Raw genomic sequence first — 26,558 nt, 5'->3', positions numbered from 1 at the left:
GCCATGGGCATAGGGCACGACGACGACAACGAAAAGCAGGCGGTGATCGACTGGACCGGGGGCGTGCCCGTCGCACGCGCCTTCGATGATCCGTATTTCTCGCTCGGGGATGGTCTGGCCGAGACGGAACATGTCTTTCTGAACGGAAACGATCTGCCTGCACGGCTGCGGGCGGGCTTCCATGTCGCGGAACTCGGGTTTGGCACGGGCTTGAATGCGCTGGCCCTTGCGCGCGCATGGACCGGGCCGGGACGCATCGCGATGACCTCGTTCGAAGCCTTTCCCATGGCCCACGATGACATGGCACGCGCGCTGTCGGCTTTCCCGGAACTCGGCGACCTCGCGCGTCAGCTGCTGTCGGCGTGGCCGGGGCGCCGCATTGCCATTGGGGGCGTCGACCTGACGATCGTCCAAGGCGATGCCCGACTCTGCCTGCCCGGCTGGCAGGGGCAAGCCGATGCTTGGTTCCTTGACGGGTTCGCACCGGCCCGCAACCCGCAGATGTGGGGCGACGATCTGCTGGCAGAAGTCGGTCGCCATACCGCCGCGGGGGGCACCTTCGCCACGTATACGGCCGCGGGACATGTGAGGCGGGCACTCTCGGCCGCGGGGTTCGTGGTCAGCCGGGTGCCGGGGTACGGGCGCAAGCGACATATGACCAAAGGGGTGATGGCATGACGAATGACAGGCTTGGCATTGCCCTGATGGTTCTCACGATGCTTGTCTTTTCGTTGCAGGATGGGGTCTCGCGGCATCTGGCCGGGGAATACAACGTCCTGATGATCGTCATGATCCGCTACTGGTTCTTCGCGGCCTTTGTCCTGACGATCGCCTCGCGCAAGGCAGGTGGCCTGCGGGCGGCGGCGGCGACGTCGCAACCCGGCCTGCAGATCACGCGCGCCCTGTTGCTGGCCGCCGAGATCTGCGTCGGGGTCTGGGGCTTCGTCCTCTTGGGACTGGTCGAGGCGCATGCGGTCTTTGCCGCCTGCCCACTGATCATCGCGGCCTTGTCCGGGCCGGTGCTGGGCGAACGGGTCGGCTGGCGGCGCTGGATCGCCATCGGTGTCGGGTTCATCGGGATCCTCGTGGTCCTTCAGCCGGGCAGGGGCGTCTTTTCGCCCGTCGCACTGGTGCCGATGGCCATGGCGCTCATGTTCGCGCTCTACTCTCTGCTGACGCGCTATGCCGCGCGGCGGGACAGTTCGGCGACCAGCTTCTTCTGGACCGGCACCGTCGGCGCCGTTGCGATGACAGCCGTGGGCCTTTCCTTCTGGGAGCCGATGGTCCTGGCGGACTGGGGCTGGATGGCGGTCCTGTGCGGCCTCAGCTCATTGGGGCACTACCTGTTGATCCGGGTCTACGAATTGACGGAAGCAAGCGTCGTTCAGCCGTTTGCCTATCTGCAGCTCGTCTTCGCCTCGATCGTCGGCGTGACGGTCTTTGGCGAGGTTCTGGAAACGCATGTCGTGATCGGGGCCATCATCGTCATGGCCGCCGGGCTGTTCACCCTGTGGCGCACGCGCGCCGTCGAGGCCGCCAAGGGCTGAAGGCGGGTCGGATCACCGACCGTCCAGCAGATCGCCGTAGCCATCGCGCAACCACGTGCCGAGGCGCAGGGCGCCTGCCTCGCCGGACAGGCGCGCGCGATAGGGCAGCAGGCTTTCGCTGACGCGCATGATATAGTTGCGCGTCTCACTGAAATCGACATCCTCGATCCAGTCGACGAGGTCGCGGTCGGTGGTGGCCGGATCGCCCAGCTCCTGTATCCAGCGTCGCGCCCGTGATGGCCCCGCGTTGTAGGCGGCTGGGACAAGGATGGGCGACGGGCCGAACTCTCCCTCCAACTCTCCCAGATAGGCGGTGCCGAGCAGGGCGTTGTACATCGCGTCCTGTGTCAGACGGGGCTGCTCATAGGTCACGCCGATCAGCTGGGCCATTTCCGCCGCCGTTCCCGGCATCAGTTGCATCAGGCCGCGCGCGCCTGCGCCCGACACGACGACGGGGTCGAACTCGCTCTCGCGCCGGGCGATCGCGAGGGTCAGCTCGGCAGGGACCGTCGCAGACAGCCGGGCCAGCGGCGTCAGCGGGAAATAGCCCTTGTGCAATTCATGGCCGGACTGTGCCGCCCGCTTGGCAATCAGCAAGGCGATATGCGGCTCTTCGAGGTCCAGCGCGACGTCGATCAGCGTGCCGATCAGGGGGCGGGGCAGGGTTTCGGCCATATGTGTCATGAAACGTTCGGCCAGACTGCGCTCGCCGATGGATTGCAGGGCCAGGGCGGCCTCCAGAACGCTGCTTTGCACAAGGTCCGTTTCGGCCAGCGCGGGGAATTCCTCCGTTCCGGCAAGGCGTGGATCCGCGGTGAGGCCTGCGCGTTCGGCGGCAAGCTGTCCGTAGAAGCTGGTCTGCCACTGACCGCCTGCGACATAGGCATCCCGTGCACTGGCCGGATCGCCCGCGGCCTCATGCGCGCGACCCAGCCAATAACCGGCCCGCCCCTTGGATATGGGCGAGGCGACGTTGGCATCGAACCGGGTGAAATGTGCAATCGCCAGATCCGGACGGTCGAGGAACCGCAGCGCGACATACCCGGCCAGCCATTCGAGGCCGGCCACATCCGGCGACCCGTCCGGCAGGTGATGCCGCGACGCGACGCGGTATGCCTCCTGCGGGCGCCCGTCCTGTTTGAGAAGGCGGGCAAGCCGTTCCCGATGTTGGCCCCAGGCCGCAGGATTTCCAAGCGTGTCGGCGGTGTCGTCATAGGCGAACAACAGTTGCAGCGCATCGTCCCGGCGGCCCTTGTCCAGGCGCCACCGGAACCGCTCGTAGGCAAGCCCCTGATGATCGCGCCAGTCCTCGGGCACCGCGTCGATCAGGGTATCGACGCCCGCATTGCCTTGACGCAGGGCGATCCGTGCACGCGCCAGGGCCACTTCCGGCCCATCCGGCAGCATCGGAATCACGCGGGCGGCCGAGGCGGCGTCACCGGACCATGCCAAGGCATCCAGCCGCGCGGCGTGATATGGGCCGATGACTGCGCCGAACAGTTCGACGAATCCCGCGTGGCTGGAGGAGGTCATCGGCTCGCTCAGCCAATAATCGATGATCGCGACCTCCGCCTCCGTGTGGCGGCCCTGTGCCATGAGGGACGTGGCATTCAACAACGCCCCCCGCGAGGTGCGCGGGGACATGTCATCGAAGAAGGCAAGGATGCGGCTGGGCGGCGTGGTTGCCGGCATGGTCAATTCGACCCGCGTGCGCAAAAGCGGCAGGCCCGGCCAATCCGCGTTGCGGGCCAGAAAGTCCTCCGCTTCGGCGAAACTGCCCTGCCTGTCGCGCAACAGGTGCCACATCACCACATCCGCCACCGCCGGGCGGTCGATCCGCGCCATCGCAGCGCGGGCGGAATCGGTGTCCCCGGCCCGCAGATGCGTCAAGGCCAGCTGCAGATCGGGGTCGGCGCGGACCGGGGCCACCGCCGAGATGACCGCAAGGATCAGACCGATCAGTATACGCATGGGGTGTCATCCCTCCTGATGGCCGACATTCCGCGGAATGATGACCTTTGCAGATTTCTTGATGCACCCATGGCTTGCCGCCGGAATGGCCTGCGCATAGGGTCCGCCACGATTTCACTAACGCATCTAGGGGGGATACGTCCGATGTTCAAAGGTTCCATGGTGGCGTTGGTGACACCCTTCAAGGATGATGTCGTCGACTATGACGCGCTGAACGCGCTCGTCGACTGGCAGATCGAGGAGGGGACGGACGCCATCGTTCCCGTCGGCACGACCGGCGAAAGCCCGACATTGACCCATGCCGAACACGAGGCTGTGGTCGAGGCCGTGGTCAAGCGCGCGGCCGGCCGCGTTCCGGTGATCGCCGGGGCCGGATCGAACAACACGACCGAAGCGCGCCGGCTCGTCCAGCACGCCAAGGATGTCGGTGCGGATGCGGCGCTGGTCGTCACACCCTATTACAACAAGCCGACGCAGGCGGGGTTGATCGCGCATTACACCGCATTGGCCGAGGTCGGCCTGCCGATCGTGATCTACAACATTCCGGGCCGGTCCGTGGTCGACATGTCGCCGGCCACCATGGGCGAACTGGCCAAGTTGCCGATGATCGTCGGGGTCAAGGATGCGACGGGCGACCTGGCCCGTGTCAGTGCGCAGCGCCTGACCTGCGGCAAGGATTTTGCGCAGCTTTCCGGCGAGGACGGGACTGCGCATGGGTTCAACGCCCAAGGTGGCGTTGGCTGCATCTCGGTCACGTGCAACGTCGCGCCCCGTCTGCTGGCGCAACTGCACGACGCCACCGCGGCGGGCGACTACGCCACCGCGCTGGACATTCAGGACCGGCTGATGCCCCTGCATCATGCGATCTTTGCCGAGCCGGGTCTGGTCGGCGCGAAATACGCCCTGTCGCTTCTGGGGCGTTGCAGCGATGATGTGCGCCTGCCGCTTGTCCCCGCGACCGAGGGCACCAAGGCCCGGATAGCGGACGCGATGCGGCACGCCGGTCTTCTGAACTGATCCCGCGGGTGCCGGACGATCTTGGATCGCATCGCACGGCACCCGTGGACAGGGACGCCCCGCATCCCTAAGTGAGCAGGATGGCCAAGAAACCCGAAGAAAAGAACTACAAGGTCGTCGCCGAAAACCGGCGCGCGCGGTACGATTACGCGATCGAGGACGACATCGAATGCGGCATCATGCTGGAGGGGTCGGAGGTCAAGAGCCTGCGCCTTGGCGGCGCCAACATCGCCGAAAGCTATGCCGAGGTGAAGGACGGGGAGCTGTGGCTGGTGAACGGCTACATCGCGCCCTACACCCAGGCCAAGACCTTCGGTCACGAGGAGCGGCGGCGGCGCAAGCTTCTGGTTTCAAAGAAGGAAATCAGCAAGCTTTGGAATGCCACGGCGCGCGAGGGTTATACTATCGTGCCGCTGGTGCTGTATTTCAACCATCGCGGCAAGGCCAAGATCAAGGTTGGGGTCGGCAAGGGCAAGAAGACCGAAGACAAGCGTGAAAGCGTCGCCAAGCGCGACTGGCAGCGTCAGAAGGCCCGCTTGATGAAGGATCACGGATAAGCGTGGAGGAGGGAGGGGGCTCTGCCCCCGGTCTTCGACCCCCCCGGAGTATTTCGACCAGGAAGAAACAGGACTTGCCAGCGCCGGTTTCGTCCTGTTGACCGGTCGTCGAACCGCCTTGGGAAGTTCCGATCATGTCTATCCTGTCCGCCGTCGCCCTGAGCCGGGCGCCCGTCGCCGCTTTCATGGCTGTCGGGTTCACCTGGGGGTGTTTCGCCGCCATGGCGCCGGTTCTGAAGGCGCGGATCGGGGTCGATGATGCAACTTTCGGTCTGCTGCTGCTGGCCACGGCGATCGGATTGACGACGACACTCTATGCCGCGCCGCGCTGGGACAAGGCGCTGGGTGCGTTCGCGATGCCGCTGGGTACGCTGATGCTGGGGGCGATGGTCTTCCTGCCGGGATGGGCCACGACCGTGCCCGTCTTCTTCGGCGTGCTGCTGCTGATGGGGGCCACGTCAGGCCTGACGGATGTGGTGATGAACGCCCGCGTGTCGGAGATCGAGGCACGCACGGGGCGCAGCCTGATGAATGTGAACCACGCCATGTTTTCCGTGGCTTACGCTTTGTCGGCCCTGCTGACTGGTGCCATGCGCGAACTCGATTGGCAGCCGCAGGCGATCTTCGCGGTCACGGCCCTGCTGGTCCTGTCGACCGCGCCCTTCCAGAAGATGGCCGTTCAACCCGTCGAGGAGGGACCGCAAGCGTCGGGCGGGTTGCCCTTGGGGCTTGTCGCGATCTGTGGTGCGATCGTCCTGATCGGCTTCATGGCCGAAGCGACGGTCGAGGCGTGGTCCGCCCTGCATATCGAGCGGACGCTTGGCGGCGGCGCGGCAGAGGGCGCGTTCGGGCCCGCCATGCTGGGTATCACGATGGCCATCGGGCGGTTCTCGGGGCAGGCGGTCGCGGCCCGTTTTTCCGAGCTTTGGGTCATCCGTCTTGCGACCGGCCTGGCAGTGGTCGGCGTTCTGATCGCAGCCACGGCCCCCACCCCCGTAGTCGCCTATATCGGGTTTGGACTTCAGGGGCTTGGCATTTCAGTCATCGGGCCGATGGGGCTGGCCCTTGCGGGCCGTCTGGCCGATGCGTCGAAACGCACGGCCGTGATCGCCCGCGTGGCCGTGATCGGGTTCACCGGTTTCTTCATCGCGCCCGCCCTGATGGGGATCGGGGCGGACACGTTCGGCTTGCGCTGGGCCTTTGCCTCCGTGGCGTTGCTGCTGGCGGTGATCTGGCCGCTCAGCCGTTCCGCACGGGTGACTCCCACTCACCTGTAAAGCCCTTGGGCACCAGCAGGTTGTGCGGGCCGACATCGTGGATGTTCTTTTCGCCGCATAGCGCCATGGTCGTGTCCAGCTCCTTGTGGATCACCTCCAGCGCGCGGGTCACACCCTTTTGGCCCATGGCCCCGAGGCCGTAGATGAAGGCGCGGCCGATGTAGGTGCCGCGCGCGCCGAGGGCGATGGCCTTGAGCACGTCCTGCCCGGACCTGATGCCGCCATCCATGTGCACCTCGGTATCCGCGCCGACGGCGTCCATGATCTCGGGCAACATGCGGATCGACGACAGGGCGCCGTCCAGCTGTCGCCCGCCGTGGTTGGACACGATGATCGCGTCGGCCCCGACCTTAAGGGCCATGCGCGCATCCTCGGCGTCGAGGATACCCTTCAGAATCAGCTTGCCGCCCCACTTTTCCTTGATGCGGGCGATTTTCTTCCAGTCGAGCGCGGGGTCGAACTGTTCCGCCGTCCAGGACGACAGGGAGGAGGTGTCCTTCACCCCCTTGGCGTGACCGACGATGTTGCCGAATTTGCGCCGCGGCGTCTGCATCATCTCGAGGCCCCAGCCGACCTTGGTGGCGAGGTTCGCAATGGTCGCGGGCGTCAGCTTGGGCGGGGCGGACAGGCCGTTCTTGAGGTCCTTGTGCCGCTGGCCGAGGATCTGCAGATCCAGAGTCAGCACGAGCGCATCGCACCCGGCCGCGCGCGCGCGTTCGATCAGGTTGTCGATGAACGCCTCGTCCTTCATCACGTAAAGCTGAAACCAGAACGGCTTGGAGGTGCGGCTGGCCACGTCCTCGATCGAACAGATCGACATGGTGGATAGGGTAAAGGGCACGCCGAAATCCTCGGCGGCGCGTGCGGCGAGGATCTCTCCGTCGGCGTGCTGCATGCCGGTCAGGCCCACGGGGGCCAGGGCAACGGGCATGGACACGTCGCGTCCGATCATCGTCGAGGCGACCGAGCGACCCTCCATGTCGACGGCGACGCGTTGGCGCAGACGCACCTTGTCGAAGTCGGTCTCGTTTTCGCGGAAGGTCTGCTCTGTCCAACTGCCCGACTGGCAGTAATCATAGAACATCTTGGGCACGCGCCTGCGGTAGATGGCATGCAAATCGTCGATGTTGGTTATGACCGGGGGCATGGCGGCGTCCTTTGAAAAGGCAGTATTGGTAAGAACATCTAACCAATACCGGCGTTTCGTGCAACGTTCATTCACGCTGTTCGGGGCCCCGTGCATGGCGTGTCCGCCCCGCAGACAGGCAAGCGGTCCCCTCCGGGGCCGGCACCCTCGTGGCGTGATCGCTGACGCGGCCTGGACAGGCCCGCGACGTCGAGCGAGCGTCGTGGCTAGGCGGTGAACGGATCGGTGGGATAGCCGACCCCGGTCAGGATCAGCCCGTCGGGCGGGGCGACCGGGCCGCAACGGGCACGGTCCCGCGCCTCGAGCGCGTCTTTCACGCGCGACGGCTCCCACGCTCCGGCGCCCACCCGTTCCAACGTGCCCGCAAAGCTGCGCACCTGGTTGTGCAGAAAGCTGCGCGCGCGCAGGTGGATGCGAATATCCTGACCGCCGGGGTAGGGGTGTTCATCGAACGTCACCTCGTCCAGCGTCTTGACCGGGCTCTTGGCCTGACAGATCGAGGCACGGAAAGTCGTGAAATCATGTTGCCCGATCAGGAAACGGGCCCCCGCCCGCATGGCATCGACGTCGAGGGGGCCGATCACCCGCCACGCCTTGCCCGCGTCCAGCGTCAGGGGCGCCCTGCGCGCGATGATGCGGAAGGTATAGCGCCGTTCCCGTGCCGAAAACCGCGCGTGCCAGTCATCCGAAACGCGGGCGCAGGCCGTGACTGCGATGGGCATCGGTTTGAGGTGCCAGTTGACGGCCTCGGACAGGCGAAACGGGGTCCACTCCTTCGCCATGTCGGCATGGGCGACCTGTCCCGTGGCGTGGACCCCCGCATCGGTGCGTCCGGCGGCTGCGATGCTGGGGACGTTCGGGTCGAGGGCGCGAAAGGCTTCTTCCAACCGTTGCTGAACGGAATCGGGGCCGTCCTGTCGTTGCCACCCGGCAAAGGGACGTCCGTCGTATTCGATGCGCATGGCGTAGCGGGGCATGCCGCTGACTACGGGGGGCGGGCGGCAAAGGGCAAGGGGGGAGATGCCGTGCGCACCCCTCCGGGCGGGGGGCTCGGCCCGGCATCCGGGCCACGGCTTTCCCTTTTGCCCCGTCGTGCCTATCTTCCGCCACGACAGTGGAAGGGTGCGCGATGATCGGACGATTGGCGGATGCGGTAACGCGCGGCGTGGGGGATGTGGCGTCCAGCGTGACGGATGTGTTCGACCCCACCGTCCGTCTGGGCGTGACGGGCCTGTCGCGGGCGGGCAAGACCGTGTTCATCACGTCGCTGGTGGCGAACCTGATGGACCGGGGCCGCATGGCCGGGTTCAGCGCGACTTCGCGGATCGATACCGCGTTCCTGCAGCCGCAGCCGGATGATACCATTCCGCGCTTCGACTACGAACGGCATCTCGCGGCGCTGACCTCGCGGACGCCACATTGGCCCGACGGCACGCGCGCGGTATCGGAGTTGCGCCTGTCGCTGAAGGTGCGGCCTGCCGGGCTGTTGGCGGGTTTGCGGACCGCGCGCGTCGTGCATCTGGATATCGTGGATTACCCGGGCGAATGGCTTCTGGACCTCGGGCTGATGGAAAAGACCTACGATCAGTGGTCCGAACGCGCCTTGCGGCGCCTGACCGATTGGGGCGCAGACACCTACCTCGACGAGATGAATGCCGCCGACGGCGAGGCCCGTTTGGAGGAGCCTGTGGCCCAGTCGCTGGCCGCGTCCTACACGACCGCCCTGCGACAGGCGCGACAGGCGGGGGCCTATGACCTGACACCGGGCCGCTTTCTGTTGCCCGGCGATCTGGAGGGGTCGCCCGCCCTGACCTTCGCGCCCCTGCCACCGGGGGCCGCCCCGCGCGGGTCGTTGCGCCGAGAGATGGAGCGACGGTTCGAAGCCTACAAATCCAAGGTCGTGCAGCCGTTCTTCCGCGACCACTTTGCGCGACTGGACAGGCAGGTGGTCCTTCTGGACGTGCTGGGCGCGATCCGGTCGGGCCCCCGCGCGGTCGAGGAGATGCGGGCCGCGATTGCCGATATCCTGTCGGCATTCAAACCGGGCGCGTTGAACTGGTTGATGACGCTGCTCGGCGCCCGCCGCGTGGACCGCGTCCTGTTTGCCGCGACGAAGGCCGATCATCTGCATCACACGCAACACGCGCGCCTGACGGCCATACTGGAGGCGATGGTCTCGGACGCCCGTCGCAAGGCCGCTTTCGCCGGGGCCCAGACCGAAGCCCTGTCGATCGCGGCCCTGCGCGCCACCGTCGAGGAGATGCGCGAGCATCAAGGAGAGACCCTGCCGGTCGTGCGGGGGCGGTTGCTGGATACGGGCAAGGACGCCGCGCTCTACCCTGGGGAATTGCCGCCGGACCCCAGCCACGTCCTGACACCGGCGATGCAGGGGGCCGAAGCGTGGCTGGACGGCGATTACGACATCATGGAGTTCGCGCCCGCGCCCCTGACCCTGCGACCGGGGGAGGGGCCACCGTTCATCCGGCTGGACCGGGCGGCAGAGTTCCTGCTGGCAGACAGGTTGTAGGCCGTCGCCCGGGGCTTAACGGCTTCCGTTCTTGAACGCGACGTTGTCCAGACCGATGATCTCGCCGCCGCCATAGGCCTGTTCGATGCGCAGTTCCGATTGCGACACATCGGACAGGATTGCCTCCATCTGGCTTTGCGTTGCGGCGGTGCCGTTGATCATCCAACCGGCGTCCGCAGTTACATCGGCGGAAAAGCTGCTCCATTCCGAATTGACGGGCGCATAGGCATCCGCAAGTTGCATCGTCTCGCCGTTCGCACCCGTGATGCGCAGGATCGGATAGCGTGCTTCGTTGTCCGCGATCGCCCGCCCGCCAGAGATCATCTGCATGTCGAACCCGATGGTTCCGCCCAAAAGCTTGCTCTGGTCGCCGGTGTAGGGCGTGCTCATGCCGAGATAGGCGGCACCACCGTTGCCGGTGTCGACAAAGCGCATGTAACCGGGCGCGCCGTCCGATCCGGGATCGGAGGAATGGAACATCTGCGCCGATCCGATGCCGGCAGACAAGGCCCAGCCACTGACGTCATTGGCAAAGTCGGTCACAACGCTGCCGTAGCGGGACGAGAACGAGGTATGGATAAGAGAACCGCGCAAAACGGTGTCGATATCGTCCGATTGTGCCTCGATGCCGGTCGAGACGACGCCGCTGACGGCAAGGCCGATGCCGACCAGAGAGGCGGTCAATACGACCCAATCGACCGTGACGGCGGCGCTTTCGTCGGAGGCGAAACTGGTAAGAAACTGTGTCATCTCATGATCCGAAATGCGGGAACTGCGCGCTTGTTAACCATATGTGCGGCATCACTTTGCTGCCTTCGTGGCAAGGCAAAGGCACCGCCGCGGCCCAAGGGCGGCATTGCATCGCGCGCGAAAGGTCATAGGTTCGCCTTGTCCGCAGGAGAGCCGTTCATGCCCGTCCCACCAGAAGGTAAACGCCGTCGTGGCGCCGTGCTGTTCGATGTGGAGGCCGATGTCCCGAAGCCACGCGCAGCCGATCGCGCGGCGGATGCAACGACACCGCCACAAGGACCCGTGACCCCCGCAACCGCGCCCCCCGTGCCCGAGGCCGAGGTTGTCCCCCCGCCGTCGGGACGCGCGATGCAGACCGTCGCCCTGTTGGCGGGCCGTCGGGACAGGTCGCTGGCCGGATGGTTCTGGGGCACCTTGGGCGCGGTTCTGACCTTCGTGATCTCGGTCGCCGCCTGGACCTTCGTCACCGACCTGCTGGCCGCGAACCCCGTGCTGGGGTTGATGGCATCGGCCCTGGTCGGGGCGTTCCTGCTGGTCTGCGGGGTCGTCATCCTGCGAGAGGTTTCCGCCCTGTCCCGGCTGGGTCGGATAGATGAACTGCGCCAACAGGCCGCCGCTGCCACCGATCTGGAGGACAGCCGCAAGCTGGCGGACCGGATGGTCGCGTTCTATGCCGGGCGTCCCGATACCCGATGGGGGCGGGAGGAGCTGGCCGCGCGACGTGGCGATATCTTCGACGCGCCCGCGATGGTTGCCGCGATCGAACGCGATCTGCTGGCCCCCCTCGACACGGCCGCCGCGCGTGAGGTCGAGGCGGCGGCCCGTCAGGTCGCCCTGGTCACGGCGGTGGTGCCGCTGGCCTTTGCGGATGTGATCGCGGCGCTCACGTCGAACCTGCGGATGATCCGGCGCATTGCCCTGATCTATGGTGGGCGCGCCGGAACGTTGGGCAGCTGGCGCCTTGCGCGGACCGTCCTGACCCATCTGGCTGCGACCGGCGCCGTGGCGGTGGGCGACGACCTGATCCATTCGGTCGCGGGCGGTGGTGTCCTTGCCAAACTGAGCCGCCGGTTCGGCGAGGGTCTGGTGAACGGCGCCTTGACCGCCCGCGTCGGCCTTGCCGCGATGGAGGTGTGTCGCCCCCTGCCGTTCACGCATCAGAAACCGCCACGGATCACGACCCTCGTGCAACGCTCGCTGACCGGCCTGTTCGGCCAGAAGGACACCTGAATGGAATCTCTTGCCGCCGACCTGCGCACGATGGTGCGCACCCCGCTGACCGATGCGCATGTCGCCCTCATCCGGGAGGTGGCCGAAGAGGTGGCGATACCGGGGGGGACGGTCTTCACGGAGCTTGGCGGTCCGGCGGACCTGTTCCATTACATCCTCGAAGGCGAGGCCGAGGCCATCGATTCCGTGACCGACACCCGATACGGCGGCGCTTCGATGGGGCCCGGCCAGTTTTCGGGCGAGATCAGTTTCCTGACCGGTGGCAGCAGCATGCTCGCCATGCGAACCGTGTCGGATTGCCGGTTTCTCGTCGTGCCGCGCGATGCCATGCTGTCCCTGATGTCCAAGGTGCCGGAGATGTCGGACATCATCGTCACCGTCTTTGCCGCGCGCCGGCGGCGGCTATTGGAAAGCGGCGAGGCTTCGCTGACCCTGATCGGGATGGATCGCGACCGGAACATCCGCGCGATCGGGGCCTTTGCCACGCGAAACCGCATTCCGTTCCGCGCGCTCGACCTCGACGATGCGGAGGCGGGGGATCTGGCGATGTCCTGTTCGCTCGTCCCGCGCCATCCCGCCGTCGTCTTCGGCAAGGACCGCGTCATCCCCGACCCCACGCCGCGCAAGGTGGCGGAACTGTTCGGCCTCGATCTCGATCTTGATGGCGACACCCTCCACGATGTGCTGATCGTCGGCGGTGGGCCCGGTGGAATCGCCGCGGCCGTCTATGCGGGGGCCGAGGGGCTGTCCGCCTTGGTGGTCGAGGACGCCACCATCGGCGGACAGGCCGGCACCAGCAGCCGGATCGAAAACTACATGGGGTTTCCCACGGGCATTTCCGGCGCCGATCTGTGCTGGCGCGGAGAGGTTCAGGCCCTGAAATTCGGAACGCGGTTTGCCGTGCCACGCCGCGCGACCTCCCTGACGAAGGCCGAGGACGGGACCTTCTGCATCACCCTCGACGACACCACGGAGACCTGTGCCCGCGCCATCGTGGTCGCGACGGGTGTGCAATATCGCCGCCTGCCGCTGGACCGGCTGGAGGCGTTGGAAGGCGCCGGGATCTACTACGCCGCAACGGAAATCGAGGCCCGCTTCTGCCGCAACACGGAGGTCGTCATCATTGGTGGCGGCAATTCGGCGGGACAGGCCGCCATGTACCTGTCGCGTCACGCGAAATGCGTGCACCTGCTGGTCCGTGGCGACAGCCTCGCGGCGTCGATGTCGTCCTACCTGTCGTCTCGGTTGGAGGCCGATCCCGCAATTCGCATTCGATACCGGACCGAGGTCGAGAGCCTCGAGGGGGATGATCATCTGAACGGCGTGCGCCTCAAGGGCGCGGGCGTCCGGGAGGGGGACGACCATGTCGACACCCGTGCGCTGTTCATCATGGTCGGCGCCGCCCCGAACACCGAATGGCTGGGCGGGACGGTGGAATGCGACGGCAAGGGGTTTCTGCTGACCGGGGACGCCGTCGGCCGTGACAGCCCCTTTGCCACCTCGCAGGATGGCATCTTTGCCATCGGCGATGTGCGCGCCGGATCCGTCAAGCGCGTCGCAAGCGCGGTTGGCGAAGGGTCGGTCGTGATTTCCAAGGTTTGGGAACACGTGTCCCTGACGCGGGATGCCGAGACCCGTTAGGAAGGACGCCCGGACGCGTCGCGGGTTCCCGTAGCGGGCCGCCACGGTCGAGGGTAGGACGCAGAACATGGGCGGAGAACTTCTCATCCTCATCGTCGTTCTGACGGCAATCTCGATACCGGTCGGGGTGCTGTATCTTCTTGTCCGCGTCGCGGCCCTCTCGCGCCGGTTGGCACGCGCCGAGGCACGGCTGCTGACCCTGACCGAGCGGACCGCTACGGCCGAGCGGGTCGGCACGGGACCGGCGGTGCCCGAGGCCGTACAGGGCCCGTGGCAGAGCTTGGCCAAGGCGGATGCGGCGCCCCCCGCGCCCTTGCCCGAAACACGGCCCCCATTGCCAAAGCCGGATCTGCACCGGCCCGACTGGCGCGCGCGGACGGTCGACTGGCTGGCCGCAAACTGGTTCTACGTCGTCGCCGCAGCGTCGCTTGCCCTCGCCGGTGTGTTCCTGATCCAATACGGCGCGGAGCAGGGCTTGCTGCCGCCATCCGTGCGGGTCGCGGCCGCCGTTCTTTTCGGCAGCGGCCTGATCGCGGCGGGCGAATGGTTGCGCCGCCGGTGGGGCGATGGTCCGCAGGTCGTGACAGCCCATCTGCCGTCGGTATCGTCGGGCGCCGGTATCGTCACCCTGTTCGCGGCGCTTCTGGGCGCGCGCCATCTGTATGACCTTATCGGCCCGAACATGTCGTTGCTTGGCCTCGCGACGATCGCCGTGGTGGCGATTGCGTTGGGGTGGTTCCACGGCCCCCTGCTGATCGCCGTTGGTCTGGTCGGCGGTGCTGTGGCGCCCTTCATCGTCGGGGGCGCATCGCAGGATGTGGCGGGCCTGCATGCCTATTTCACGGTTCTCGGCCTTGCGGGCCTGATGGTCGACGCGGTGCGACGCTGGCCTTGGCGATGGGTCAGCCTTTTGTCCCTCGCCGCGGGATTCGGAGGCAGCGCCGTTCTGGCGGCGGCCGCGCCCCATACGGTCGCCGCGCACCTGTTTGCCGTGACCGCCCTGACACTGGCGACGCTCGCCCTGTCCGTCGGGCGCCTGTGGCCGGATCATCGCGGCGCGATGTTGGGCGAAGCTCTGCTCGCCCGGCGTAGCGGCCTTGTCCGACCAGCCACCCTTTTGTCGGGTTTCGCCGTTGCCGCGGGATGCGCCGCGGTGATCGTTGCGGCCGAGGTCGCCTTCTGGTGGTCGATGGCCGTGGCGACCGTCCTGATCGGGGCGCTGTCCATCTGGGCGCATCGTGCGCGCGCCCTGCAGGATCTGACGCTGCTCCCCCTCGGGGCCATGCTGGCCTGCATCGCCCTGACCGACACGGGGACGCGGGCCGAGGCTCTCTGGGTTCTGGCGATCGGTGGGGTGGCCGCCGGGCTCGCGGCGTGGCGCTCCCTTTCCGCCGGGGATCGCACGCATCCTGTCGGCTGGGCCCTTGCGGCAACGGTCATGGCACCGGCAGTCGGGCTGACCCTGCATCTGACCTGGGCGGCGCCGGACCTGATCGGGGCTTGGGGATGGTCGATTGCTGCCATGATCGTTGCCGCCGGTCTGACCGGGTTGGCGGGTATCTGGGCGGCGCGCGATGGATTGGACCGGCTGCGCCCCTCGCTCGCCGCGGTGATGGCCTTTACGGTGATCGCCTACGGCCTCGCGCAGATCGTGGGGGAAGCGGCGCTGACAGGCGCGATCGCGATCATGGCGGCCGTGGCGGCGATGCTGGATCGGTCGTTCCGCCTGCCATTGCTGGTCTGGTTTGTCGTCCTGGGGGCGCCCTTTACGGCATGGCGCTTGCTTGGTGTGCCGGGGTGGGGGTGGGCGCTGGACGCGCCTCTGACGCCGGTGGTCCTGTCGTTCGGCACCGCGATCATCGGGTTTGGGGTTGCTTGGCATCTCTTGCGGGGACGTGATCGCACCACCGGCGAAGTCGTGGCCGAGACCGCCAGCCTGTCCTTCGTCGGCCTTGCGGCGATCCTGGCACTCTGGCGCGGTGCGGTCGCGTTCGACGGCGCGACGCCGCACCTCGTGACCGGGTTGGCTGGATCGATCTGGATTCTGCTGGGATGGGTGCAATTGCGACGGGCAGGGGCGATCGTGGCGTTGCGCCGGGTTCGCATGGCGCTGGGCTGGGTCTTTGCCGGGCTGGGCGGGCTGCTCATGCTTGTTGTCCTCACGGTGCTGAACCCGCTGTTGGCCGATCTCTTCTCCGGGGTGGTCCGGGGGCCGATCATCGTAAATTCACTGGCGGCGGCCTATCTGCTGCCGGGGGCTCTGCTGATGCTGTATCCGGGGCGCGTGGCGCGCATGCTGGGGGTGGCGCTGGGCGGTGTCTGGCTGGCGCTCGTAATACGTCACTTCTGGAACGGCGCGGCGGGCATGCCTTTGTCGGAGGGGGCGAGCCAAGCCGAGATCACGACGTATACCGTTGCCCTCCTGCTGGTAGGGGGCGGTGTATTCTATCACGGAATAGCGGCCCGGGCCGATGGCTGGCGGCGCGCGGGTGTCGGTTTGCTGGGCCTGACGGCGGCAAAGGTGTTCGTCGTGGATGCCGCATCGCTGACCGGGCTTCTGCGGGTCGGGGCCTTTGTCGCGCTGGCGCTGTGCCTTGCCGGTTTGGCGTGGCTCAACCGCTGGGCCGGTGGGGCGAGGTCCGAGAGTTCATCACCCGAGACGGCTGAGGACTAGGCGTCATCCCCTGTCCGGTCGGGCACCGCCGGTGGCAGGCAGAGGGGTGTCAGAACAAGGATCGCGGTTCCCGCGAAGGCAAGCAGCAAAGTCAGGGTCATGAAATCTCCTCCTGCTTCGTACTATCGGGGCCGGTGATTAAGATTGTCCTAACCGCCGGATTGGCGCACGGATCGGCTTGCCCCCCGCCGTGCGGGCCGCCTATAAGGCGCGCGATGACGGGAAACGCGATCATAGGTCTGCGAATTACCCCCCCGGCGCCCTGACGTGAGGGGCTGCCGGGCAAAGATGCTGGACTGCCCACATCGACATATCCCTGATCCCCTGTTCGCAAAGGACGCCCGACATGAGCGTTGACGCCCCCGACTACAAAGCCACCCTGAACCTGCCCAAGACCGATTTTCCGATGCGCGCGGGCCTGCCCAAGCGCGAGCCGGAATGGCTGGCCCGCTGGGAGAAGATCGGCGTCTACGACCGCCTGCGCGACAAGGCGGCAGATGGGTCGCGGACGCCCTTCACCCTGCACGATGGCCCGCCCTATGCGAACGGCAACCTGCATATCGGTCACGCGCTGAACAAGACGCTCAAGGACATGGTCGTGCGGTCGCGCCAGATGATGGGGCACGATGCGCGCTACGTCCCCGGCTGGGATTGCCACGGTCTGCCGATCGAATGGAAGATCGAGGAGAAATACCGCCAGAAGGGCCGCGACAAGGATGCCGTGGATGTCGTCGAGTTCCGCCGCGAATGCCGCGAGTTCGCTGCCGGCTGGGTGGATGTGCAGCGTGAGGAGTTCAAGCGCCTCGGCATCACCGGCAACTGGGCCGATCCCTACCTGACCATGAACTACCACGCCGAGGCGGTGATCGCGGCGGAATTCCAGACGTTCCTGATGAACGGCCTGGTGTATCAGGGGTCCAAGCCCGTGATGTGGTCGCCGGTGGAAAAGACCGCGCTGGCCGAAGCAGAGGTCGAATACCACGACCGTCAGGTCGACGCGATCTGGGTGAAGTTCCCGATCGTCTCGGCGCAGTCCGATCTTTATGATGCGGAGGTCGCCTACGCCGAAGAGGAAGAGCGTCAGCAAGCCCGCGCCGATATCGTCGAAGCATCGGTTGCCCGCGAGGCACAGCTGAAAGCAGCGCAGGTCTTGATCTGGACGACGACGCCGTGGACCATCCCGCAGAACCGCGCGATCTGTTTCGGGCCCGAAATCTCCTACGGTCTCTATGAGGTCACGGGAACGCCCGAGGAATGCTGGGTCGCCGTGGGCGACACCTATCTGATGGCAGATGCGCTGGCCGAGGCCACGCTGACGGCCGCACGGTTGGAGGCGGGGCAGTGGCGCCGCGTCCGCGACGTGCAGACCGAGGAACTGGCCGCGCTGATCTGCGCGCACCCGCTGCGCGGTGCCGCCGACAATGGCGAATGGGATTACGACGTTCCCCTGTTCCCCGGCGACCATGTCACCGACGACGCGGGTACGGGCTTTGTCCACACGGCACCCAGCCACGGCGACGACGACTATCAGATCGGCCTGAAGCACGGGTTGAAGATGACCTTCAACATCGAGGCGGACGGAAGCTACCGCGCCGATCTGCCGCTGTTCGGTGGTGAGACGATCCTGAGCGCCAACGGCAAGAAGCCGGGCGGCGCCAACAAGGCCGTGATCGCGGCACTGGTCGAGGGTGGCAAACTGCTGGCGCGGTCCCGCATCACCATCTCGGACGCGCATTCCTGGCGGTCCAAGGCGCCCGTCATCCGCCTGAACCGGCCGCAGTGGTTCGCCGCGATCGACAAGGCCGTGGGCGACGGACAGGACAGCTATGGCGAAACAGTTCGTAAGCGCGCGCTTACCTCTATCGATGAGCTGGTCACCTGGACGCCGAAGACCGGGCGCAACCGCCTGTTCTCGATGATCGAGAACCGGCCCGACTGGGTCCTGTCGCGACAGCGGGCGTGGGGCGTGCCGCTGACCTGTTTCGTGCGCAAGGGCGCCAAGGCCGACGATCCCGACTTCCTGCTGCGCGATGAGGCCGTCAACGCGCGCATCATCGCCGCCTTCGAAACCGAGGGCGCGGACGCGTGGTATGCCGAAGGCGCCAAGGAGCGGTTCCTGGGCGAGGATTACGATCCCGCCGAATGGGACAAGGTCGATGACATCCTCGACGTCTGGTTCGATTCAGGGTCGACCCACGCCTTCGTTCTGCGCGACCGCGCAGACGGGTCGGAGGATGGCATCGCCGACGTCTACCTCGAAGGCACGGACCAGCATCGCGGGTGGTTCCATTCGTCCATGTTGCAGGCCTGCGGCACCAAGGGGCGCGCGCCTTACCGCGCCGTGGTCACGCATGGCTTCACGCTGGACCAGAAGGGCGTGAAGATGTCCAAGTCGCTGGGCAACATCATCGCGCCGCAGACGATCGTGGACCAATACGGTGCCGATATCCTGCGCCTCTGGGTCGCGCAGGTGGATTACACCAACGATCACCGCATCGGGCCCGAGATCCTGAAGGGCGTGGCCGACGGCTATCGCCGTCTGCGCAACACGCTGCGCTTCCTGTTGGGTTCCCTGTCGGAGCATGACACCGCCGACGTCGCCGACCCGTTGGAGATGCCGGAGCTGGAGCGTTGGGTCCTGCACCGCCTGTCGGAGTTGGACGACGTCGTGCGCGACGGATACGCGCGCTATGACTTTGCCGCCGTTCTGAACGCCATCTTCCAGTTCACGACCATCGACCTGTCGGCGTTCTACTTCGACGTGCGCAAGGATGCGCTGTATTGCGATGGCGATACTCTGCGGCGGCGGTCGGCGCGCACCGTTCTGGCCCTGCTGCACGAACGGCTGACGACATGGCTGGCCCCGATCCTGCCCTTCACGATGGAAGAGGTCTGGCTGGAGGTGCATCCGGGCGACGACTCCTCGGTCCACCTGCAGGATTTCCCGGCCCCCCGCCCCGGTTGGCGGGACGACGCGCTGGCCGCCAAGTGGGCGCGCATTCGGGCCGTGCGCCGTGCGGTCACCGGCGCGTTGGAGGTGGCACGCCGCGACAAGATCATCGGCTCGTCGCTCGAGGCTGCGCCGGTCGTTCACGTCGACGCCGAGACGGCCGCCATCCTGCGCGAGGTGCCGTTCGACGATCTGTGCATCACCAGCGGCATCGCGATCAGCGACGCACCCGCACCCGCACCCGCGGACGCGTGGCGTCCCGAGGACGGGGGCGATGTCGCCGTGGTCTTTGCCCATGCCGAGGGTGGCAAGTGCCAGCGATGCTGGAAGATCCTGCCGGATGTCGGATCGCATGGTCATGACGGTGTCTGCGGCCGCTGCGACGCGGCCCTGTCGTGAGATTGATTGCGCCGGTTTCGACCGGCGCAATCCGCTTGGCCCCGATGCGATGATGGACGATGTCCGAGATGATCAGATCGCCGATGCCATCCTGACGCTTGCGGCTGAACGTGCCCCCGCCACCCTCTGCCCATCCGAGGTCGCGCGCGCGCTGACCGACGATTGGCGCCCGCTCATGCCCCGGATCAGGGCCGTCGCCGCAGGTCTGCCGCAGATAGAGGCGACGCAAGGCGGAACGGCGGTCGATCCGGTCGCCGCGCGGGGGCCCATCCGGTTGCGTCAGGCCCCCTGAACGGCGGCCTGTCGTCTCAGCTTTCGGGCCAGAAGTGTCGCGCGCTTTTCGAAGGCGGCTGCATGTTCGGCCTCGGATGCGCGGGTATCGCGGCCAAGATCCCGCCCCAGAAGGATCAGGCGTTCGAGAAGGAAGGGCCTGTCCCCCGTGGCCTGCCATGCAGCGGCCAGCGCATCGAACGCGCCGCCCGGATCGCCCGTGCCCTGCAACGCATTGGCGCGCAGGATCATCAGATCCGGATCCAGCTTTTCCGCGCCGGGGTGGGCATCGAGCAGGCGTTTCAAGGCCTCGTAATCCTCCAGCCGGGCAAGAAGATCGGCCAGTTCCTGAAGCCGCTGCAGGTTGGCGACGCGGACCCGCCCCAGCAGGGCATCGACAAAGCCGAGCACCTTGGCCTGTCCGACGGGGCCAAGGGCCACGGGGGCCAGCGATTTGCCCTGTCGATCCTCCAACGCGTCCTGTGGGTCGTCGACATTGTAGTCGGCAAACAGCGAAGTGTAGCGGCAGCCGGACGCAAGGGCATGGGGCATGAAGTCCTGCCATCGATAGAGGCAGGTCTGCAGCGTTCCGACCTCGATGCAATGCGTGTCCTTGCCCGCGAACAGCATGTTGGCGAAACCGGCGCCGTGATAGCTCATCATCACCTCGGCTCGGGCCATGATGGCAACCTGTTCCAGTGGGCTGAGGTCTTCGAAATAGACGACGGAAAAGCCGCGCTTGGCCAACTGCTCGGTAAGGGCGGTTTCCCCCGCCATCTCGCGGTTGCGGTCCGACTTGCGCCCGACCCAGAAGCGCCGGGGCAGGTGGGACCAGTCGCCATCCGCGATCAGGCGATGGGCGGTTTCCCGCAGTCGCACCATCGACTGATCGCAGGAATTCATCGCGAACACTGCCTGCGAATTGCGGTCAGGATCCCGCCCTTTCCAGAAGTGGCTGTCCGGTGCGTGTTGATCCAGAGACGGGATCACCCGCTCCGACGTCTGGTAATAATAGTGGCGAGAGTTCAGGACCGACAGCGCCCGGTCGTAGGAGGCACGCCGGGTCAGATACCGGACCCTGCCACGTAGCCGGGGAAACAGCGCCTCGACCCAGGCCCGGATGAAGGGGCGGACTTCCTCTCCCTTGGTGTGGATGTGGACAGGGCCTGCGAAATCCTGTGTGTCCACCGCGCAGAGCTGACCCACTGTCTCGGTCAGGAAATGATAGAAGTTGGTCCCATTGCGCAGATCGATCACGAAAGGCAGGGTCGAGGGCGGCCGGTTCGTGACGGGTGGGGGCGGCGGATCGTCGGCCTGCAGGCGTGCAAAGTATGCGGATGTTTCGGCGTCCGTGTCCCGGCGGCCCTCGTTCTTCCACGCGTATCGATTGCGCAACCGCGTGCCCGCCGCACCGGTCAGCAACCATTTCCCGCCCACCGACAGAAAATGACCGTCGGCCACGACGTCTTCCAGCAGGACCGGAATGGTCGTCGTCTCGATGCCTGCACGAAAGGCCCGGCGCCGGAAATGCGTATCGATATGGTCCGTGATCCGCTCCGACACTTCGGGGTAGGCGCTGACACTTCCGGCGGCGAGGCGGGCGCGAGGCCGGGTCCGCCACATCGGCGGTAAGGGGGCAAGCGTGGACAGTCCCGGATCAATGCCGGGACAAAAGAAGAAATCCTCGGGCGGCCTGCTCCAGGATTTGCGGATCGCGGCGTTCATCTGTGGTCTCCGGGCGGGCAGGGCGGCGTTGTGGCCCCCGCATGTCTCACGGAATTCGGGCGACAGCTTGGCGCGGCCTCAGAATTCCACCCCGGCCTGTGCCTTGATGCCCGACCGGAAGGGATGTTTGACCAGTTCCATTTCCGTGACCAGGTCCGCCAGTTCGATCAGCGGCTCCTTCGCGTTGCGCCCGGTGCAGACGACATGGGTCATCGGCGGCTTGTGGTCGCGCAGGAAGGTCACGACCTCCTCCACATCCACGTAGTCGTAGCGCATGGCAATGTTGATCTCATCCAGAAGAACCATTCGGTTGCCCGGGTCCATGATCAGTTCCTTGGCCTTGGCCCATGCGGCCTGCGCCATCTCGATATCGCGGGTCTTGTCCTGCGTCTCCCAGGTGAAGCCTTCGCCCATCGTGTGAAATTCGCACAGATCGCCAAAGTTGTTGAGGATCAGGTCGCGTTCCCCGGTGCCCATGCCGCCCTTGATGAACTGGACCACGGCACAGGGCATCTCGTGCGCGATACAGCGAAAGATCATCCCGAAGGCCGAGGATGACTTGCCCTTGCCCTTGCCGGTATGAACGATGACGAGGCCCTTCTCGTCGGTCTTGGTCGCCATGATCTTGTCCCGCGCGGCCTTCTTCTTGGCCATCTTGGCGTTGTGGCGATCGGTATCGGGATCGGTGGGCGTATCGGTCATGGGGGCACTTTCGGAATAGGCTGCAAACGGGGCTGCGGACAGGTGGTCGTGTCACCCCGACCATCGGGGCTCGGTTGTCGGAGGTCAAGGAAACCGCCGCCGTCTGCCGGCCGCCTTCATTAACGTTTTGTTAGCCATCGCAGCGCAAGGTCGGGCATGTCCCGCGTTCTCCTACTGGCTGGTCTGCTTCTGTCGGCCTGCAACAGCCCGCACCCCATAGATGGTCTGCGCCGGTCCGGCACCGCCGAGGCGGGCGGGCACAGCTTCCATGTCAACTGGAACACGTCCGAGGCGCAGGCCACGCGCACGAACGCAACCTGGCGACCCGGATTGGCGGCCGTCACCGGGGCCGCGGTCCAGGCGACGGAGGAGGTGACGGGCTGCTCGGTCGTGCGAGGGTCCGCCATCGGGGATATCGCACTGATCCGGATGCGGCTTGATTGCGGGTAGGCACGGGGATGTCCGCGCGCTCACGGCTCCGCCGGCGTGCAGGTCGCGGTCACAGGCGGCCTATCGCCCCAGTTCGTCCAGCAAGGCGCGCGCGGAGTTCGATTTCGGCCGCCAAAGTCCGCGATCGACGGCCTCGCGCAGACGGTCCGCGATATCGGCCAGCGCAGGTGCGTTGGCCTCAGCGATGAAGGCGCGGGTGTCCTCGTCCTCCAGCACCGCTGCATGGACTAGGTCGAAGTGGTGGTCCCGCACCGCGCCGGTGGTCGCGGCGAAGGCGAACAGGTAATCCACCGTCGCCGCGATCTCGAACGCGCCCTTGTAGCCGTGGCGCTTGACGCCTTCGATCCATTTGGGGTTCACGACGCGCGATCGGACGACGCGGCCGATCTCTTCTTCCAACGTGCGGATGACGGGCCGTTCGGGGCGGGAATGGTCGTTGTGATAGACCGGGCGCGCACTGCCCTGCAACATTTCGACCGCCGCCGCGGCGCCGCCCTCGAACTGGTAGTAATCGTCCGAGTCGAGCAGGTCATGCTCCCGGTTGTCTTGGTTCTGGACGATGGCTTCGACCTGTCCCAGCCGCTGTCGCAGGCCGTCGTGATCGGCACTGCCTTCGCCCGTTCCGTAGGCGTATCCACCCCATTCCACATAGGCGCGGCCAAGATCGGCCGCATCCGTCCAGAGGCGTTCGTCGATCATGGCCTGCAAACCTGCGCCGTATGCGCCGGGTTTGGAGCCATAGACGCGCGCCGCCCCTTCGCCCGCCCGGAAACGGGCGGCTGCCGGGTTGTCCTCGTCGGCCTCATCCAGTGCCTGCACGGCGCGGGCTGCCCCATCCACAAGCGCCATCTGCTGCGGAAAGGCGTCGCGGAAAAAGCCCGAGACGCGCAGGGTCACATCCACGCGCGGCCGCCCCAGGGCCGTCGCCGGGATGATCTCGAACCCCACGACGCGCCGATTGGCGGTGTCCCAGCGGGGTTTGACGCCCATCAAGGCGAGGGCCTGCGCGATGTCGTCACCGCCCGTGCGCATGTTGGCGGTGCCCCAGGCGGTGACCAGCATTGCGCGCGGCCAGTCGCCATGGTCCTGCAGGTGCCGCTCGATCAGCAGGTTTGCGCTTTTCCATCCCAGTTTCCATGCGGTCGGCGTTGGCACGGCGCGGCTGTCGACCGAGTAGAAGTTGCGCCCCGTGGGCAATACATCGGGCCGTCCGCGGGTGGGGGCGCCGGATGGCGCCGGGGCGACGAACTGCCCTGACAGGGCGGTGAGGAGGCCCTCTCCCTCGTCCGGACCACAGCGGCGCAGCGTTGCTCGCAGGGTTTTGGCCTCGCAGAGGACCTGTTCCGTCGCGGACCCGGGGGCATCTGCCTCGGCGCGCAGCAGACGGGCGGCGTAATCCTCGATCCGCTCGACCGTGTCACCAAAGCTGCGCCAAGGCGCCTCGCCCGACAGGACATCGGGGCGCGGACCTTCCCATGGCACGGCCATGTCGCAGTCGAGTGGGTCGAACCCGAGGTCCAGATCGTCGGCAATCGCACGGGTCAGCGAGGCGCGATCGCCCCTCGGCAGGCGCAGCAGGGCCTGTAGCAGGTCGGTCTCCAGCCGCCCTACCGGCGATTGGCCAAAGATGTGCAGCCCGTCGCGGATCTGTGCCTCCTTGAGGTCGCACAGGTACGCATCCAGCTTTGCGAGGTCTCCGTCATCCCCCGAAAAGCCCGCGTCCACGTCCAACCCGGTAACGGAGGCGAGGCTCAGGATCTCCTCGCGCAACAGGTCGATGCGGCGCGGATCGACGCCCGCCGCCTCGTAATATTCGTCGACCAGCGCTTCGAGGTCGCGCATCGGTCCATAACTTTCCGCGCGGGTCAGGGGGGGCGTCAGGTGGTCGATGATCACGGCCTGTGCCCGGCGCTTGGCCTGCGTGCCTTCGCCTGGGTCATTGACGATGAAGGGATAGACATGCGGCATCGGCCCGAGTGCAATTTCGGGCCAGTCCTCGGCCCCTAGGGCAATGGCACGACCCGGCAACCATTCGAGGTTGCCATGTTTGCCCATGTGCACGATCGCGTCGGACTGCGCGCGCAGCCATGCGTAGAACGCGAGGTAGTTGTGCGGCGGCACAAGGTCGGGCGAGTGATAGCTGTCCGTCGGGTCAACGTTGTAGCCCCGCGCCGGTTGCAGGCAGACATGCACGGATCCGAACCTGTGGATCGACAGGGCGAAATGCCCGTTGGCGGCGTCCGCCGGGCTGTCGGGATCCGCAACGAAGAACGGGTCGTCCTCGGGCGCGCCCCATCTGTCCTCGATTTGTTGGCGGGCGATCAGGGGCAGCGTGTCGAAGAAGGCACGATAGTCCGCCAGCGAGAGGGCCTCGCCCCCCTGCCGGTCGGCGCGGTCCGTCAGCCAGTTGGTCGGCCCCGCCATCAGGCGGGCCATCAGGTCGGCGCTGTCGGTCGGCACGTCGGCCGTGGCATAGCCCGCGTCGCCCAAAAGGCGCAGCACGTGAACCGTGGCCGCCGGCGTATCGAGGCCGACACCATTCGCAAGGCGTCCGTCCTTGTTGGGATAATTCGCAAGGATCAGCGCCACACGACGCCGGGCGACCGGCAACCTGCGCAATACGCACCAATTCGCCAGCAGGTCCGCGACGAAGGCGATGCGGTCGCCATGCGCCTTCCACGTCGCGATCGGGCATTGGGTTTCCTCGTCAAAGAAAGCCTCGCCCTTGAAGCCGATGGCCCGCGTCAGGACGCGGCCGTCCAGTTCCGGCAAGGCGACGTTCATCGCGATGTCGCGCGCCGACAACCCCGTCAGCCCGTCCTGCCACGCGCCTTCGGTGCCCGAGGACAGAACGGCCTGAAACACCGGGGCGGCATTGGCCCATGGTTGCGACAAGGGGTTTGCGGCCGCGTCCCCGACCGCAAAGCTGGTCAGGTTCAGGATCGCATCGGGGGGCGCCTGTTCGAACAGCGTGCGCAGGGTTGCGGCGGATACCGCATCCTTCAGGGAGGCCACGAAGACCGGCATCGGGTTCAGGCCCTTGCGCAACATCGCGCGGACCATCCGGTTGACCGGGTTTAGGCCGGCTCCCTGCAACAGCGCGCGATAGAAGATCACCGGCACCACCGGCGCATCGTCCTGCCACTGTGCGCGCAGGTCGGCCAAGGTGGTGTCGCCCGTCATCCCGGGCCAATAAAGGCCTGCCCGCAACAGCGGGCGCGCAGGGGCCGGACGTGCCGTGTCCTCCAGCATGGCTTGCGCATGCGTCAGAAAAGTCGCGGCGTTCTGCGGCCCCCCTTCGACGAGGCAGGACCAGAGCGCATCGTAATCCGCATCCGAAACGGTCGACAGGTCGCGCAGTTCCGCGTCCGGCTTGTCGTCGCCGGGCAGGGCGGCAAAGGGCACGCCGGCCTCGTGCAGGCGCGCGGCGTATTGTTCCAACCCATACGTCCAATAGCCACGCCCCCCCAGCACCCGAGCGATCACGAGGCGCGCCTTCGTCGCACAGGCGTCAAGGTGCAGGTCGACGGACATCGGATGGCGCAGATGCATCAGGCTGGCCAGTCGCAGCGTCGGCGCGTCCGGCATCTGGCCGCGTGCATCCGACAGGGCCGCCAACTCCGTATCGGCGGCCGAGATCACGACCACGTCGGCGGGTGTCTGGCCCAGATCGACGGGCTCTCCTTCGTCGACGGCGCCGGGTTGCGCAGCAAGCAGATGCATG

At 66.6% G+C, this 26,558-nt stretch carries 19 protein-coding genes; 12 read left to right on the top strand and 7 right to left on the bottom strand.

The annotated features are described in order from the left end of the window. The first annotated feature begins 3 nt into the window (after window positions 1-3). On the top strand, window positions 4-678 hold the full coding sequence (gene mnmD / locus V6N07_RS06545) for a tRNA (5-methylaminomethyl-2-thiouridine)(34)-methyltransferase MnmD (RefSeq protein WP_371154945.1): 675 nt from the start codon (window positions 4-6) through the stop codon (window positions 676-678). Next, window positions 675-1,547, top strand: coding sequence for a DMT family transporter (locus V6N07_RS06540; RefSeq protein ID WP_371154944.1), 873 nt, complete (start codon window positions 675-677; stop codon window positions 1,545-1,547). Before mnmD ends, V6N07_RS06540 begins: the two co-directional genes overlap by 4 nt. 12 nt (window positions 1,548-1,559) lie before the next feature. Here the strand turns inward: V6N07_RS06540 and V6N07_RS06535 are convergent, their stop codons facing one another. Next, window positions 1,560-3,518: a lytic transglycosylase domain-containing protein gene (locus V6N07_RS06535; RefSeq protein WP_371154942.1), complete on the bottom strand. Its 1,959-nt coding sequence runs from the start codon at window positions 3,516-3,518 to the stop codon at window positions 1,560-1,562. A 144-nt stretch (window positions 3,519-3,662) separates the two neighbouring features. Between V6N07_RS06535 and dapA the strand changes: the two genes are divergently transcribed. From dapA to V6N07_RS06520, 3 genes are all read left to right on the top strand, one after another. Next, on the top strand, window positions 3,663-4,535 hold the full coding sequence (dapA, locus tag V6N07_RS06530; RefSeq protein WP_371154940.1) for a 4-hydroxy-tetrahydrodipicolinate synthase: 873 nt from the start codon (window positions 3,663-3,665) through the stop codon (window positions 4,533-4,535). A gap of 80 nt (window positions 4,536-4,615) precedes the next feature. Next, on the top strand, window positions 4,616-5,092 hold the full coding sequence (smpB, locus tag V6N07_RS06525; RefSeq protein WP_371154938.1) for an SsrA-binding protein SmpB: 477 nt from the start codon (window positions 4,616-4,618) through the stop codon (window positions 5,090-5,092). Between the two features lie 134 nt (window positions 5,093-5,226). Then, complete coding sequence (locus V6N07_RS06520; RefSeq protein WP_371154936.1) at window positions 5,227-6,369, top strand: MFS transporter; 1,143 nt, start codon at window positions 5,227-5,229, stop codon at window positions 6,367-6,369. Here V6N07_RS06520 and V6N07_RS06515 read toward each other — a convergent pair. Continuing rightward, on the bottom strand, window positions 6,332-7,516 hold the full coding sequence (locus V6N07_RS06515) for an L-lactate dehydrogenase (protein WP_371154934.1): 1,185 nt from the start codon (window positions 7,514-7,516) through the stop codon (window positions 6,332-6,334). The two genes, V6N07_RS06520 and V6N07_RS06515, sit on opposite strands and share 38 nt — an antisense overlap. 206 nt (window positions 7,517-7,722) lie before the next feature. Further along, on the bottom strand, window positions 7,723-8,493 hold the full coding sequence (gene truA / locus V6N07_RS06510; RefSeq protein ID WP_371154933.1) for a tRNA pseudouridine(38-40) synthase TruA: 771 nt from the start codon (window positions 8,491-8,493) through the stop codon (window positions 7,723-7,725). 152 nt (window positions 8,494-8,645) lie between these two features. Here truA and V6N07_RS06505 point away from each other — a divergent pair, with 152 nt between their 5' ends. Continuing rightward, window positions 8,646-10,043: a YcjX family protein gene (locus V6N07_RS06505; RefSeq protein ID WP_371154931.1), complete on the top strand. Its 1,398-nt coding sequence runs from the start codon at window positions 8,646-8,648 to the stop codon at window positions 10,041-10,043. A gap of 15 nt (window positions 10,044-10,058) precedes the next feature. On the opposite strand, the gene V6N07_RS06500 is transcribed toward V6N07_RS06505, so the two are convergent. Then, window positions 10,059-10,793: a hypothetical protein gene (locus V6N07_RS06500; protein ID WP_371154930.1), complete on the bottom strand. Its 735-nt coding sequence runs from the start codon at window positions 10,791-10,793 to the stop codon at window positions 10,059-10,061. Window positions 10,794-10,952: 159 nt separating this feature from the next. On the opposite strand from V6N07_RS06500, the gene V6N07_RS06495 reads away from it, so the two are divergent. The 5 genes from V6N07_RS06495 to V6N07_RS06475 all read left to right on the top strand — a co-directional run bounded on the left by V6N07_RS06495 (window position 10,953) and on the right by V6N07_RS06475 (window position 19,979). Next, entirely contained in the window at window positions 10,953-12,023 is a 1,071-nt protein-coding gene (locus V6N07_RS06495) for a YcjF family protein (RefSeq protein WP_371154929.1), read from the top strand. Further along, the gene (locus V6N07_RS06490; protein ID WP_371154927.1) at window positions 12,024-13,664 is read left to right on the top strand and encodes an FAD-dependent oxidoreductase; all 1,641 of its coding nucleotides are present in this window, start codon (window positions 12,024-12,026) and stop codon (window positions 13,662-13,664) included. 67 nt (window positions 13,665-13,731) lie between these two features. Next, the gene (locus V6N07_RS06485; protein ID WP_371154925.1) at window positions 13,732-16,338 is read left to right on the top strand and encodes a DUF2339 domain-containing protein; all 2,607 of its coding nucleotides are present in this window, start codon (window positions 13,732-13,734) and stop codon (window positions 16,336-16,338) included. Between the two features lie 346 nt (window positions 16,339-16,684). Then, on the top strand, window positions 16,685-19,687 hold the full coding sequence (ileS, locus tag V6N07_RS06480) for an isoleucine--tRNA ligase (protein ID WP_371154924.1): 3,003 nt from the start codon (window positions 16,685-16,687) through the stop codon (window positions 19,685-19,687). Then, a complete protein-coding gene (locus tag V6N07_RS06475) occupies window positions 19,647-19,979 on the top strand; it encodes a DUF3253 domain-containing protein (protein ID WP_371154922.1) in 333 nt (110 codons plus the stop codon). Before ileS ends, V6N07_RS06475 begins: the two co-directional genes overlap by 41 nt. On the opposite strand, the gene V6N07_RS06470 is transcribed toward V6N07_RS06475, so the two are convergent. After that, entirely contained in the window at window positions 19,967-21,682 is a 1,716-nt protein-coding gene (locus V6N07_RS06470; RefSeq protein ID WP_371154920.1) for a glycosyltransferase 61 family protein, read from the bottom strand. The two genes, V6N07_RS06475 and V6N07_RS06470, sit on opposite strands and share 13 nt — an antisense overlap. A gap of 78 nt (window positions 21,683-21,760) precedes the next feature. After that, window positions 21,761-22,384 (bottom strand): cob(I)yrinic acid a,c-diamide adenosyltransferase, encoded by a 624-nt coding sequence (cobO, locus tag V6N07_RS06465; RefSeq protein WP_371154918.1) that lies wholly within the window; start codon window positions 22,382-22,384, stop codon window positions 21,761-21,763. A 156-nt stretch (window positions 22,385-22,540) separates the two neighbouring features. On the opposite strand from cobO, the gene V6N07_RS06460 reads away from it, so the two are divergent. Further along, the gene (locus tag V6N07_RS06460) at window positions 22,541-22,834 is read left to right on the top strand and encodes a hypothetical protein (protein WP_371154916.1); all 294 of its coding nucleotides are present in this window, start codon (window positions 22,541-22,543) and stop codon (window positions 22,832-22,834) included. 60 nt (window positions 22,835-22,894) lie between these two features. On the opposite strand, the gene cobN is transcribed toward V6N07_RS06460, so the two are convergent. Continuing rightward, complete coding sequence (cobN, locus tag V6N07_RS06455; protein ID WP_371154915.1) at window positions 22,895-26,557, bottom strand: cobaltochelatase subunit CobN; 3,663 nt, start codon at window positions 26,555-26,557, stop codon at window positions 22,895-22,897. Between the last annotated feature and the right edge of the window lies 1 nt (window position 26,558).

It is taken from the genome of Jannaschia sp. 2305UL9-9 (assembly GCF_041403465.1).
Classification (GTDB): domain Bacteria; phylum Pseudomonadota; class Alphaproteobacteria; order Rhodobacterales; family Rhodobacteraceae; genus Jannaschia.
Note: the sequence above shows the minus strand (reverse complement) of the source record. Positions and strands in the feature narration are given on the sequence as shown.